Origin of the sequence: Sphingomonas sp. 35-24ZXX, from assembly GCF_000786215.1 — a bacterium.
GTDB lineage: Bacteria > Pseudomonadota > Alphaproteobacteria > Sphingomonadales > Sphingomonadaceae > Blastomonas.
Genome location: NZ_JROG01000003.1, coordinates 292,722 through 305,195, shown reverse-complemented (window position 1 = coordinate 305,195; position 12,474 = coordinate 292,722). Strand labels below are relative to the sequence as shown.

The 12,474-nt window shown below is 63.2% G+C and carries 13 protein-coding genes; 6 read left to right on the top strand and 7 right to left on the bottom strand.

The annotated features are described in order from the left end of the window. The first annotated feature begins 107 nt into the window (after window positions 1–107). The 3 genes from LI72_RS04145 to LI72_RS04135 are packed head-to-tail and all read left to right on the top strand — an operon-like array spanning window position 108 to window position 2,760. The gene (locus LI72_RS04145; RefSeq protein WP_033924593.1) at window positions 108–983 is read left to right on the top strand and encodes a F0F1 ATP synthase subunit gamma; all 876 of its coding nucleotides are present in this window, start codon (window positions 108–110) and stop codon (window positions 981–983) included. A 24-nt stretch (window positions 984–1,007) separates the two neighbouring features. Beyond that, a complete protein-coding gene (gene atpD / locus LI72_RS04140; protein WP_033924592.1) occupies window positions 1,008–2,450 on the top strand; it encodes a F0F1 ATP synthase subunit beta in 1,443 nt (480 codons plus the stop codon). A 52-nt stretch (window positions 2,451–2,502) separates the two neighbouring features. Next, window positions 2,503–2,760 (top strand): ATP synthase F1 subunit epsilon, encoded by a 258-nt coding sequence (locus tag LI72_RS04135; protein ID WP_033924591.1) that lies wholly within the window; start codon window positions 2,503–2,505, stop codon window positions 2,758–2,760. A gap of 48 nt (window positions 2,761–2,808) precedes the next feature. Here the strand turns inward: LI72_RS04135 and LI72_RS04130 are convergent, their stop codons facing one another. Then, window positions 2,809–3,261: a DUF6265 family protein gene (locus tag LI72_RS04130; RefSeq protein ID WP_052129492.1), complete on the bottom strand. Its 453-nt coding sequence runs from the start codon at window positions 3,259–3,261 to the stop codon at window positions 2,809–2,811. A 39-nt stretch (window positions 3,262–3,300) separates the two neighbouring features. Then, window positions 3,301–4,218: a DMT family transporter gene (locus LI72_RS04125; RefSeq protein WP_231562358.1), complete on the bottom strand. Its 918-nt coding sequence runs from the start codon at window positions 4,216–4,218 to the stop codon at window positions 3,301–3,303. A gap of 214 nt (window positions 4,219–4,432) precedes the next feature. On the opposite strand from LI72_RS04125, the gene LI72_RS04120 reads away from it, so the two are divergent. Then, window positions 4,433–5,989, top strand: a complete 1,557-nt coding sequence (locus LI72_RS04120) for a CpaF family protein (RefSeq protein WP_033924590.1) — start codon at window positions 4,433–4,435, stop codon at window positions 5,987–5,989. Here the strand turns inward: LI72_RS04120 and LI72_RS04115 are convergent, their stop codons facing one another. Then, complete coding sequence (locus tag LI72_RS04115) at window positions 5,990–6,178, bottom strand: hypothetical protein (protein WP_156139478.1); 189 nt, start codon at window positions 6,176–6,178, stop codon at window positions 5,990–5,992. It abuts the gene before it with no gap. Between the two features lie 190 nt (window positions 6,179–6,368). Between LI72_RS04115 and LI72_RS04110 the strand changes: the two genes are divergently transcribed. Next, window positions 6,369–7,853, top strand: coding sequence for a flavin monoamine oxidase family protein (locus LI72_RS04110; RefSeq protein ID WP_269429425.1), 1,485 nt, complete (start codon window positions 6,369–6,371; stop codon window positions 7,851–7,853). 31 nt (window positions 7,854–7,884) lie between these two features. After that, complete coding sequence (locus tag LI72_RS19930; protein ID WP_156139477.1) at window positions 7,885–8,544, top strand: hypothetical protein; 660 nt, start codon at window positions 7,885–7,887, stop codon at window positions 8,542–8,544. Window positions 8,545–8,550: 6 nt separating this feature from the next. On the opposite strand, the gene LI72_RS04105 is transcribed toward LI72_RS19930, so the two are convergent. The 4 genes from LI72_RS04105 to LI72_RS04090 all read right to left on the bottom strand — a co-directional run bounded on the left by LI72_RS04105 (window position 8,551) and on the right by LI72_RS04090 (window position 12,404). Continuing rightward, a complete protein-coding gene (locus tag LI72_RS04105; protein WP_033924587.1) occupies window positions 8,551–9,333 on the bottom strand; it encodes an alpha/beta hydrolase in 783 nt (260 codons plus the stop codon). An 87-nt stretch (window positions 9,334–9,420) separates the two neighbouring features. Continuing rightward, complete coding sequence (locus LI72_RS04100; protein ID WP_033924586.1) at window positions 9,421–10,194, bottom strand: enoyl-CoA hydratase; 774 nt, start codon at window positions 10,192–10,194, stop codon at window positions 9,421–9,423. After that, window positions 10,191–11,246, bottom strand: coding sequence for an enoyl-CoA hydratase/isomerase family protein (locus LI72_RS04095; protein WP_033924585.1), 1,056 nt, complete (start codon window positions 11,244–11,246; stop codon window positions 10,191–10,193). The genes LI72_RS04100 and LI72_RS04095 overlap by 4 nt, the downstream gene beginning before the upstream one ends. A gap of 12 nt (window positions 11,247–11,258) precedes the next feature. Then, window positions 11,259–12,404: an acyl-CoA dehydrogenase family protein gene (locus LI72_RS04090; RefSeq protein WP_033924584.1), complete on the bottom strand. Its 1,146-nt coding sequence runs from the start codon at window positions 12,402–12,404 to the stop codon at window positions 11,259–11,261. Window positions 12,405–12,474 lie beyond the last annotated feature (70 nt).

The following is a 12,474-nucleotide window of genomic DNA, read 5'->3' as shown; positions in this document are numbered from 1 at the left end:
CTGCGCAGGCAGGGGCCCATCTTGCGCCGGCGGCGCGAGGTGAATTGGCACACACTGGCTCCCCGCAATTCCGGGGGAGACCGAACAGGGTTTGAAGTTAGGACATCATGGCCAGTCTGAAAGAACTCAAGGGCCGGATCGCCTCGGTCAAGTCGACCCAGAAGATCACCAAGGCCAAGCAGATGGTGGCATCCGCCAAGCTGCGCAAGGCGCAGGCGGCGGCGGAAGCCGCGCGTCCCTATGCCGGGCGTCTGGAACGGGTCATGGCGTCGCTGGCATCGAAGATCGCGATCAGCGATTCGAGCCCCAAGCTGCTGGCAGGTACCGGCAAGGATCAGGTTCACCTGATCATCGTCACCTCGTCCGACCGTGGCCTTTGCGGCGCGTTCAACGCGAACATCGTCAAGGCTGCAAAGCTCAAGGCACGTGAACTGGAAGCCGCCGGCAAGACCGTGCTGTTCTATCTCGTGGGCCGCAAGGGCCGCGCGATGATCATCCGCGAATATCCCAAGCAGGTCGTGCGCTATTTCGACACCACTGCGCTGAAGAACCAGGGCTTTGCCGAAGCGCAGGCGATTTCGGCCGAGCTGATCGCGATGTTCGAAAAGGGCGAATTCGACGTCGCCCATCTGTTCTACTCCAAGTTCCGCTCGGCTCTGCTGCAAGAACCGGTGGGTCGTCAGATCATCCCGGTTGCTATCCCCGCGGGCGGTGCGCCTGCGACCGACGCAGCGGTCGAATACGAGCCTGATGAGGAGGAAATCCTCGCCGAACTGCTGCCGCGCAACGTCACCACGCAGATCTTCGGTGCGCTGCTGGAGAATGCCGCGTCCGAACAGGGTGCTTCGATGACCGCGATGGACAACGCCACGCGCAACGCGGGCGATCTGATCAACCGGCTCACCATCGAATACAACCGCAGCCGTCAGGCCGCGATCACCACCGAACTCGTTGAAATCATCTCGGGCGCCGAAGCCCTTTAACCGTCCGAAAGCAGGAAACAGCTCATGGCAACCACCAACAATATCGGCAAGATCAGCCAGGTCATCGGCGCGGTCGTCGACGTGACCTTCGACGGCGAAATCCCCGCCATTCTGAACGCGCTGGAAACCGTGAACAACGGCAACCGCCTCGTGCTCGAAGTCGCCCAGCATCTGGGTGAGAACACCGTGCGCTGCATCGCCATGGACGGCACCGATGGTCTCGTTCGCGGCCAGAACGTCACCGACACCGGCGCGCAGATCCGCATGCCCGTTGGCCCCGAAACGCTCGGCCGCATCATGAACGTCGTCGGCGAGCCGATTGACGAGCGTGGCCCGATCGGCGCCAAGCAGACCGCTCCCATTCACGCTCAGGCTCCGGCTTTCGTCGACCAGTCGACCGAATCGGAAATTCTGGTCACCGGCATCAAGGTGATCGATCTGCTCGCGCCTTATGCCAAGGGCGGCAAGATCGGCCTGTTCGGCGGTGCCGGCGTGGGCAAGACCGTTCTCATTCAGGAACTGATCAACAACATTGCCAAGGGCCATGGCGGCACCTCGGTGTTCGCGGGCGTCGGTGAGCGCACCCGCGAGGGTAACGATCTGTACCACGAGTTCCTCGACGCCGGCGTTATCGCCAAGAACGAAGCTGGTGAAGCGATCAGCGAAGGTTCCAAGGTGGCTCTGGTCTATGGCCAGATGAACGAGCCCCCGGGTGCCCGCGCACGCGTCGCTCTGTCGGGTCTGACCATCGCGGAATATTTCCGCGACCAGGAAGGCCAGGACGTGCTGTTCTTCGTCGACAACATCTTCCGCTTCACTCAGGCAGGTTCGGAAGTGTCGGCTCTGCTTGGCCGCATTCCCTCGGCCGTGGGCTATCAGCCGACCCTGTCGACCGACATGGGCCAGCTGCAGGAGCGCATCACCTCGACCAACAAGGGCTCGATCACCTCGGTGCAGGCCATCTACGTTCCCGCAGATGACTTGACCGACCCTGCCCCTGCCACCTCGTTTGCCCACTTGGACGCAACGACCGTGCTTAACCGCGCGATCTCGGAACTCGGCATCTATCCTGCGGTGGATCCGCTCGATTCGACCAGCCGCGTTCTGGAACCCCGCGTCGTCGGCGTGGAGCATTACGAAACCGCTCGCGCGGTTCAGTCGACGCTGCAGAAGTACAAGTCGCTTCAGGACATCATCGCCATTCTGGGCATGGACGAGCTTTCGGAAGAAGATAAGCTCACCGTCGCCCGCGCGCGCAAGATCCAGAAGTTCCTGTCGCAGCCCTTCCACGTGGCAGAAGTGTTCACCGGCATCTCGGGCAAGTTCGTCTCGCTCGAAGACACCGTGAAGAGCTTCAAGGCTGTTGTCGACGGTGAGTATGACCACCTGCCCGAAGCCGCTTTCTACATGGTTGGCGGCATCGACGAAGCCGTCGAAAAGGCCAAGACGCTCGCAGAAGCGGCTTGATTGAACATCCTGCCCTCTCCCCCAAAGGGAGAGGGCATTGAGGAATTTGTAAATGGCACTGCAGTTTGAACTCGTAACCCCTGAAAAGCTGGTCCGCTCCGAAGCGGTGCACATGGTTGTCGTGCCCGGCGCAGAGGGTGAGTTCGGCGTGCTGGAGGGCCATGCGCCCCTGATGTCGACCGTGCGCGACGGCCTGGTCTCGATCTACAAGACCGAAGGCAGCCAGCCGGAAACCATCGCGATCGAAGGCGGCTTTGCCGAAGTCAACGAACAGGGCCTGACCATCCTGGCCGAACGCGTTTCGGGCTGACTTTCGCGGTTTGCTGCGCCTGACCAGTCTGGCGCGGACGAACCTTTTCTATTTTATCGGTATCCGTTTGTAGCGCCACGCCTGTGGCCGCGACCCGTCCCGCATGCTCGCTTCGGCCAGCAGCATGTCGCCTTCCATCCAGTAGCGGATGCGCTGCGGATATTCGTGGTTGGGGTTGACGAACACGACCTCGGTCGGGCCGGCCTTGACCGCACGAAACGCGGCAGCCGGATTGCCGAACGGCGATCCGTAGAACATCAGATCACCATTCTCGTTGCGCGCAATGCGCATGAACTCGTAGCTGGTGACCGCGTCCCCGCGTCCGCCGCGCCCGGTGCCCATCATCGTTTCGGCGCGGCAGCCGGTCCAGTTTTCCTCGGTCCAGCGGCCTTCGGCTTCCTCGGAGACCCAGCGCCCTTCGATCCAGCACGGCAGCGTCGGCGGTGCAGGCAGGCTCGCGACCTGCATCGCCATCGCGAAGATCCAGCCTGTCAGTGCCATAATGCCCCTGCCCCCATGCTCTAGCGCCGTGTCCTGCCCCTATGTGCGCCCGCTGCGCAGCAGATAGATCCCGCTGACGATGATCACGCACGTGCCCGCCAGCGCCACCAGATCAGGATAGTCGCGATAGAAGACCACGCCAATCGCAATCGCGACGATAATCTGGATGTACACCATCGGCGCCACGGTCGCGGCCGAGCTGCGGGCGGTGGCCAGGTAGATCAGCATGTGGCTGAAGCTGGCGGTGACCGCGATCGTCGCGCACACCATGATCACATAGCGGTCGGGCCAACCGACCTGCAGCGCTTCGACGCCGGAGACGTGCCCGAGCACCGCGTACAGCACCAGCAGGGGAGCAGCGAGGGCTGCCACCAGGAACTGGTTGAGCAGCACGCTGCCCGACCCTGCAGCGCGGGCGTTGGTCATCATCAGGCCGCTCATCCCGAAGGCTGCCGCCAGTGGCAGCAATGCCGCCCAGCCCAGATCGGCAAAGCTGGGGCGCAGCACGATCATGACGCCGATGAACGCCGCCAGCGTGGCGATCCAGCGGCCCCGGCTCAGCCTCTCCTTGTAGAGGATCGACGATATCACGGCGGTCAGCAAAGGTGCCATGAACTGGATCGAGGTCGCCGTTGCGAGCGGCATCAGGAAGATGCTGGAAAAGAAGGTCACCGTTGCCCCGGCCAGGAAAAATCCGCGCGCCAGCTGCACCTTGGGCCGCGGGAAACGAAAGCCCCCAGGCCCCTCCCGGATCAGCAGCACCAGCCCCAGGCCGAGCGCCCCCATCGTGAAGCGCAACGCGGCCACGGCGGTGCCCGGCCAGTGGCCGCTGGTCGACTTGATCAGCCCGTCACCGCACGACAGCAGGGCAAAGCCTGCCAGCGCAAACAGCATGCCGGCAGCGACATTGCTGCGGGGCGCTTCGGTCGAAGCCTGGTTCACTAAATTGTCGGCCAAGGGGTGCGCCTGCTGGGATATTGTTAACTTTTGCTGGGCTTAATGCCCGATATTGGCGGCGATGCAAGCGCCATGGAGCCCTGCGACAGGGTGATGTTTGGCTGCATTCACAGGCTGTTAGGACATTATCAAAGTTTCCGGGCTATTCACCATGCACAACCAGGGCAGCTCATCTGGGCTGGCCGAATGATATTTTTCGGGAAAATCGGTCACCATGAGCGCGTTTGGCAGAAAAAACGGGATTGGACAGATGGGTGCCGGCGCCAGGCCGAGCTTCGGCGTCGCCCGACCGATGAAGGGCGGCGGGGCAGCCCCTGCCCCCACAGAATCCCGCCTTGGCCTGTCGATGGACATGGGCGGAGACCAGTTCCCTGATCTCGATTCCGTCGATCTGCCCGGCCTCGATACGCTGGACATGACACCGGAAAGCGTTGCGCTTTCGGATGCGATGACGCGCCTTTCGGATCGCGCCAACTCGGTCGCCGATACCGGCCCCAAGGTCGAAGGCTTCGAAGCGTCGGTCCACAAGATCAAGGAACAGGTGCTGCCGCGCCTGCTTGAGCGCGTCGATCCCGAAGCGGCTGCCACGCTGACCAAGGACGAGCTTGCCGAAGAGTTCCGCCCGATCATTCTGGAAGTGCTCGCCGAGCTCAAGCTGACGCTCAACCGGCGCGAACAGTTTGCGCTGGAAAAGGTGCTGATCGACGAGCTGCTAGGCTTCGGCCCGCTCGAGGAGCTGCTCAACGACCCGGAAATCACCGATATCATGGTCAATGGTCCCGAGCAGACCTACATCGAAAAGAAGGGCAAGCTCACCATCGCGCCGATCCAGTTCCGCGATGAGGAACATCTGCTGCAGATTGCCCAACGGATCGTCAACCAGGTCGGCCGCCGGATCGACCAGACCACCCCGCTCGCCGACGCCCGTCTCAAGGACGGAAGCCGCGTCAACGTCATTATCCCGCCGCTGTCGCTGCGTGGCACCGCGATCTCCATTCGTAAGTTTTCCGAAAAGCCGATCACGCTCGACAATCTCAAGGATTGGGGCGCGATGTCGGAGAAGATGGCGACCGCCCTCAAGATCGCAGGCGCCTGCCGCTTCAACGTCGTCATCTCGGGCGGTACCGGTTCGGGCAAGACGACAATGCTCAACGCGCTGTCGAAGATGATCGATCCGGGCGAGCGCGTGCTGACCATCGAGGATGCGGCCGAACTTCGTCTGCAGCAGCCGCACTGGCTGCCGCTCGAAACCCGCCCGCCCAACCTGGAAGGCAAGGGCGCGATCAGCATCGGCGATCTCGTCAAGAACGCGCTGCGTATGCGCCCTGACCGCATCATCCTCGGCGAAATTCGTGGCGCGGAGTGCTTCGATCTGCTCGCCGCGATGAACACCGGCCATGACGGATCGATGTGTACGCTCCATGCCAACAGCCCGCGCGAGGCCCTGGGTCGTATGGAAAACATGATCCTGATGGGCGACATCAAGATCCCCAAGGAAGCGATCAGCCGTCAGATCGCCGAATCGGTGGATATCATCGTCCAGGTCAAGCGCCTGCGCGACGGTTCACGCCGCGTCACCAACGTCACCGAAGTGATCGGCATGGAAGGCGAAGTGATCGTCACCCAGGAGCTGTTCAAGTTCGAGTACATGGACGAGGGCAGCGACGGCAAGATCATCGGCGAATACCGCTCGACGGGCCTGCGCCCCTATACGCTCGAAAAGGCCCGCCAGTTCGGCTTCGAGCAGGCGTATCTCGAGGCCTGCCTGTAATCAGAAGCCCTTGAGCGCGATCGCGGCGGCAAACGCCGCGATCGTCAGCGACAGCACGAGAATGCCCGTCCACGGCATGAAGCCCACCCGGTCGAAATTGCGCCGCCGCATCCGGCGCGCATCGGCGATGGCGGCAGTGCCAGCCAGCGCCGACATGGCAATGGCCAGCTGGCCCCAGATACTGTGCATCACCTGCGCTCCTTCTTGAGCGCCCCATCTGGGGTCGCGCGGCGCGTTGTCCATCCCCTGCCCCCAAAAATCTTGACCCACACAAGCGATCGGATCACCCTGCCATTGTTCAAGGGCTTTGGGGGAGGCGGGGCTTATGCGCGGTTCGGGCATTGTCTGGGGGTTGCTGGCCAAGGCTGCACCACCGAGAGTGAATGACACAGAGCGCGGGCCAGGCCTCAACCGCCGCGACGTTCTGGCAGGGCTTGCCGCCATGGGTCTGGCTCCTGCCTTTGGCCAGCCTGCAGAAGCTGCCGTCAGCAAGCAGTCGCGCATCGCGATCATCGGCGCCGGTCTTGCCGGGCTGGTGGCGCTCGACCGCCTTGTCGCAGCAGGGTTCGATGCCACGATCTACGAGGCGCGCGGCCGCATCGGCGGTCGGGTGCTGACGTCAGCGGGGCTGCCCGAGGCGGGCCTGTACGTCGAGGACGGCGCGCATCTGGTGAACACCAACCATGCCGATATCCTTGCACTGGCCAAGCGGTTCAACATCGGCCTGATCGACCGCGGCGCGATGACGGCGCGCGAGCGTTTTGTCGTCGATGGCCGCGAGGTGCCGGAGGCCGAGTTGATCGCCGAGTTTCGTCCACTTGCAGCGCGCATCGCCCAGGATGCCGGCGCGGTCGATACCGATTTCGACCGGCATGCCCCGCTGTTCGACTCGATGTCGGTGCAGCAGTATCTCGACGCCGCAGGTGCCGCGGCCAGCCCCCGCGCCCGCGCCCTGGTCGAGGCGACGATCCGCACCGAGTTCGGGTCGGAACCCGGCGAGGTCTCCGCACTCGAGCTGTTCTTCAACCTGCCCGCGATCAATGATGACAAAGTCGCGCTGATATCGGGAAGCGACGAGCGCTACAGCCTCGCAGGCGGCTCATCGACGATCCCGAAGGCGCTGGCCGAACCGCTGATGCCGCGCATCCAGACCGGGCATGCGCTGGTCAGCGTCCGCCGGAAGGGCAAGGCAGTGGTACTGGCCTTCGCCAACGGAAAGAGCGTCACCGCCGACCGCGTGATCATCACCGTTCCGGCACAGATCCTGCGCACGATCGATTTCGGCGACACCCTGCCCCCGGCGTGGCAGGCACTGACGCAGGAACTCAGCTGCGGCCGCAATGAAAAGATCAACGCCGGCTATGCGACGCGCCCCTGGGAACCATTGGTGGGAGCAGGCGGCGCAGCCTGGGCCGTGCGCACCGGCGAGCCAGGACTGTTCAGCGAGTTCTGGGGCGCCAGCGCGGGGCAGGATGCGGTGCCGCAGGGCGTATTGACATGGTTCTTCGGCGGCCATCAGGTTTCCGCGCTGCAGGACCTTGGGCCCGAAGGCATATTGCGCGCCTGCGAGCGCGAGATTGCGCCTGCCATCCCCGGCCTTGCCGCACGCAGTCTGCGGCGGACGGCATGGGCCGCGGATCCCTATGCCCAGGGCGCCTATTCGCGCTTCCTGCCGGGCCAGCTCACCCGCTATGCCGCGCATTTCTGGGCCGAAGACGATGACGGCAAGGTCACCGCCCCCCTGCCTTCGGGTCCGATCCTGTTTGCCGGTGAGCATCTGTCCGATGCGCACACAGGCTATATGAACGGCGCGGCGCAGACCGGGCGGCTGGCGGCGGAACAGCTCATCGGCGCGCGGCGTTAAGGTGCTGTTACGTCTAAGGCTGAGCTGACACATGACCTTGGCATTCATACCGCTGCTGCTGACAATGCAGACGCCGCTGACATTCGGCGAGGCGTTGCGGTTGCCGCCCGCTGAAGCTGGCGAGCGCGCGCTGTCTGGCCTGCGGCATGGACCAATCGTGCATGTGCAGCGTCCGCAAGACCTCATGGGTCCGCCAGGATTTGTGCGGCTCATCCTGCGAGAGCAACCTGCACGAATACCTGAAGGCTGTATCCGGCACTGGTGGAGTGTGCAGTTCAATCATGATCCGGCCACTCCTGTTGAACAGGCTCGATTGGTTGAAAGTAGCCGAGGAATCGAGGTGGCTCTTGCGATTGAGCAGAGTTGTCCAGAAACCGGATACACCGGATTTGCGGGGAGTCTGGATGCAGCAACAACTCTGTCCGCACTGCGCAAGCTGGAACAAGTCATCCTGGGCGCAACAAATCCCCCCATTGTTTGCCGCAACAGCACACCATCTTACCTCTGCGAAGACAGGCAAACGACGCTGCGCGAGCTCGGAACGTTGCGACCCAGTTTTGTGATGATCGATCAGCGGGGGCGCCTCGAATTTTGGTTTGGCGCGCAAGGTCAGGCTCAAACCACAGCAATATTTGACTCGGATGAAGACAGTACGTTGCTAGTGTCGCGGTCCGCGCCCCTTCCGTTCTGATCGATCCTAACCCGCATCCACGGTCCGGAACAGCATCGAGCGCCAGCCTGAGCGATCAAACGGTTTCCATTCGCCCTCGGGCTGCGCGAGGCGGTCGGCGATGGCGTACATCACCATCGGGTTGACCCCGAGCCCGCAGTGGCTGGCCAACACTTCCAGCGTCTCTGCCTGCGGACCGGGCTTCTGCACCGAGGCGCGCCAGGCGACGATGCCGTCGCTGCGGCTGAGGATCGAGGTGGTGGGAACCGGCGGGGCTTCGTCGAGCGCCTGGAACCGCCCCTGCTGCATCGGCTCGGGCTGCTTGCCGTTGAACCGCTCGAACAGCCGACTGGCGTTGGTATAGCCACGATCGTTGGAGATCGGGCTGCCCAGCGAAATCACCTGCCGCACCTTGTCGGGACTGTGCTTGGCCATCTCGCGCGCGAACAGACCGCCCAGGCTCCACCCGATCAGCGAGACCGGCCTGCCCGATTCGGCGTGCACGCGATCGAGCAATGCGTAAAGCGCGTGTTCGCGTTCGGTGGTGAAGCGCAGGTTGCGCCCCAGATCCCAACCAAAGGATGCATAGCCCAGATCCTTGAGCAGACCGCGCATCGGGCGGGTCGAGGTGTCGCCCGCCAGGAACCCGGGCAGCACGATCACCGCATGGCCATCACCCTTGGGCAGGCGCTTCATCGCCTGCCGCAGCGCGATGAAGGATCCGAGCTCGAACACAGCACGCCCCTCGGTCAGCGTGAGCAAGGGATGCGGCGGGCGGGCCTTGGATTGGGTTGTTTCGGTCTGGGTCATGATCTGGCGGTTCCTGTCTAGCAACGAAGATAGGAACGCGCCGACGCGGTTTTAAGCCTCACTCCACCAGAGACAGACTGCCGTCGATCAGCGACCCGTCCAGTTACCGGGGCGCTTTTCGACGAACGCCGCCATGCCCTCGGTCTGGTCCTCGCTGCCGAACAGCCCGTGGAACAACCGGCGTTCGAAAACGACGCCCTGTTGCAGCGTGGTTTCGAACGCGGCGTTGACCATTTCCTTGACCGCCAGCGTGGCGAGCGGCGCCATGCCTGCGATGGTGGCGGCGGCCTTGACGGCTTCCTCGACCAGATCGGCGACCGGAACCACGCGCGCGACCAGGCCTGACTGCTCGGCCTCGGTCGCGTCCATCATCCGTCCGGTCAGACACATGTCCATCGTCTTGGCCTTGCCGATGGCGCGCGCCATGCGCTGCGAACCGCCCATGCCGGGCGTCACCGCCAGCTTGATCTCGGGCTGGCCAAACTTGGCATTGTCGCCGGCGATGATGAAATCGCACATCATCGCAAGCTCGCAACCACCGCCGAGCGCATATCCAGCGACCGCAGCGATGATAGGCTTGCGGGTGGCGGTGACGCGGTCATAGCCAGCAAAGAAGTTGCCGCCGTACATGTCGGCAAAGCTCTGCGTGGCCATTTCCTTGATGTCCGCGCCCGCCGCGAACGCCTTTTCGCTGCCGGTCAGCACCGCGCAGCCCTGTGACGGATCGGCATCGAATGCGGCCAGCGCGGCGATCAGATCGGCCAGCACCTGGCTGTTGAGCGCGTTGAGCGCCTGCGGACGGTTGAGCGTGAGCAGCGTGACGGCGCCGCGCTGTTCGACGAAAAGCGTTTCATAGGTCATCGGGCAATCTCCAATGGGGTCCAGGCCTGATCTTCGGGCAAGGGCGCGAAGATGGAATCGATCAGTTCGTCCGTCACGCCTTCGGGCGTATCCGGATTCCAGCGCGGCGCGTTGTCCTTCTCGATGATCAGCGCGCGCACGCCTTCGATGAAATCGTGCATCTGTACGACGCGTGCACCGATCGCATATTCCTGGCGCATCTCGGCAGCAAAATCAGGCATTTGCGCGCCATCCTTCAACTGACGCAAAGCCACCTTGCAGGTTTGCGGGGATTTGCCGGCCAGGGTTGCCAGTTCCTTGGCGCTCCATTCCGATCCGTCTTCCGTCAGCGCGGCCAGGATGTCCTCGTAGCGGTCGGAGGCGAACAGCTGATCGATCCGCTCGCGGTTGCCAAGAATCCGGGCAGCAGGCGGTCCCACTGCGAGCGATGCCAGAATGTCGTCGATCCGGTCAGGATGCTCGGCAATCTGCGCCTTGGCATTTTCGAGCACATCCGACGGCAGGTAATGCGTGGCGAGGCCGAGCGCATGACACTCCGCGCCATCGAGCCGCGCCCCGGTCAGCGCCAGAAACTGGCCCGTCCGGCCCGGCAGCCGCGACAGGAACCAGCCTCCGCCGACATCGGGAAACAGACCGATGCCGGTTTCCGGCATGGCAAAGCGGGTGTTCTCGGTCGCGATCCGGTAGCGCGACGGCAGCGAGAGGCCGACGCCGCCACCCATGGTAATGCCATTCATGAAGGCAACGATCGGCTTGGGATAGACGAACAGCAGATGGTTCAGCCGATACTCGATAAAGAAGAATTCGCGCGCTTCCGCGCCATCGGCTGCGCCGCTGGTGGCAAGCATGCGGATATCGCCACCCGCACAAAAACCGCGGCCTTCGGCATGATCGATCATTACGGCTTCGATCGCAGGATCGTCGATCCATGCGGTCAGCGCATCGGTCATCGCGGTGCACATCGCGGTATTCAGCGCGTGGATCGCGCCGGGACGATTGAGGCTGATGATGCCGGTGCGTCCCTCGACGCGGGTGAGGATTTCGTTGGTCATGATGATAACCCCTTACTGGCGCAGCATTTCGCGCGCGACGATCATCCGCATCACCTGGTTGGTACCCTCGAGGATCGAATGGACGCGCAGGTCGCGCCAGAAGCGCTCGATCGGATAATCCTGCAAATAGCCATATCCGCCAAACAGTTGCAGTGCATCGTTGACAATCTTCGAGCCGCTATCGGTGCTCAGTCGCTTGGCCATCGCGGCGAACTTGGTCTTGTCGGGCGCGTTTGCGGTCACCTTGGCGGCAGCGAGATACAATAGCGCGCGCGCGGCCTCCAGATCGGTCGCCATATCGGCGAGCATGAACTGGGTGTTCTGGAAATCGCTGATCCGCTTGCCGAACTGCTTGCGATCGTTGGTGTAGGTAATCGCCTCGTCGAGGCAGCGCTGTGCCCCGCCCAAAGAGCACGCACCGATGTTCAGTCGTCCGCCATCAAGCCCCATCATCGCGAAGCGGAAGCCGTCACCTTCTGCGCCGACGCGGTTGGCAACGGGAATGCGGGCATTGTCGAAGATGACCTGAGCGGTCGGCTGGCTGTGCCATCCCAGCTTCTTCTCGTTCGCGCCGAAGGAGACGCCGGGCGTATCCTTGTCGATCACCAGGCACGAAATGCCCTTGGGGCCATCCTCGCCGGTGCGCACCATGGTGACGTAGACGTCATTGGCGCCGGCGCCGCTGATGAACTGCTTCGAGCCGTTGACGACATAATGGTCGCCATCGAGCACTGCCTTGGTCTTGAGCGCCGCCGCATCCGATCCGGAGCCGGGCTCGGTCAGGCAATAGCTGGCGATCTTGTCCATCGTCACCAGGTCGGGGAGATAGCGGCTCTTGAGATCGTCCGATCCGAAGGTGTCGATCATCCACGCGGCCATGTTGTGGATCGAGATGAACGCGCTGGTCGAGGGGCAGCCATAGGCCATCGCCTCCATGATCAGCGCGGCTTCGAGACGGCCCAGGCCAATGCCGCCGCTCTCCTCGCTGACATAGATCGCGGCAAAGCCGAGGTCGGCAGCTTCCTTGATGGTGTCGCGCGGGAAGATATGTTTCTCGTCCCATTCGGCGGCGAAGGGCGTGATCCGGTCGGCGGTGAATTTGCGCGCCGCGTCCTGGATGGCAAGCTGGTCCTCGGTGAGCTCGAACTGGTCGGTCATGGCTATCCTGTCGCTGTGGCTGGGGGTCGTGCTGCCCCGCTATGGCCTTGGCGATTAATGCAATCTCCAG

Coding starts and splice junctions, on each gene's coding strand:
- LI72_RS04115 (WP_156139478.1), bottom strand. CDS start 6,178: ATGCACAGTATCTGGGGCCAGCTGGCCATTGCCATGTCGGCGCTGGCT.
- LI72_RS04120 (WP_033924590.1), top strand. CDS start 4,433: ATGAGCGCGTTTGGCAGAAAAAACGGGATTGGACAGATGGGTGCCGGC.
- LI72_RS04090 (WP_033924584.1), bottom strand. CDS start 12,404: ATGACCGACCAGTTCGAGCTCACCGAGGACCAGCTTGCCATCCAGGAC.
- LI72_RS04095 (WP_033924585.1), bottom strand. CDS start 11,246: ATGACCAACGAAATCCTCACCCGCGTCGAGGGACGCACCGGCATCATC.
- atpD (WP_033924592.1), top strand. CDS start 1,008: ATGGCAACCACCAACAATATCGGCAAGATCAGCCAGGTCATCGGCGCG.
- LI72_RS04105 (WP_033924587.1), bottom strand. CDS start 9,333: ATGACCCAGACCGAAACAACCCAATCCAAGGCCCGCCCGCCGCATCCC.
- LI72_RS04100 (WP_033924586.1), bottom strand. CDS start 10,194: ATGACCTATGAAACGCTTTTCGTCGAACAGCGCGGCGCCGTCACGCTG.
- LI72_RS19930 (WP_156139477.1), top strand. CDS start 7,885: ATGACCTTGGCATTCATACCGCTGCTGCTGACAATGCAGACGCCGCTG.
- LI72_RS04130 (WP_052129492.1), bottom strand. CDS start 3,261: ATGGCACTGACAGGCTGGATCTTCGCGATGGCGATGCAGGTCGCGAGC.
- LI72_RS04135 (WP_033924591.1), top strand. CDS start 2,503: ATGGCACTGCAGTTTGAACTCGTAACCCCTGAAAAGCTGGTCCGCTCC.
- LI72_RS04145 (WP_033924593.1), top strand. CDS start 108: ATGGCCAGTCTGAAAGAACTCAAGGGCCGGATCGCCTCGGTCAAGTCG.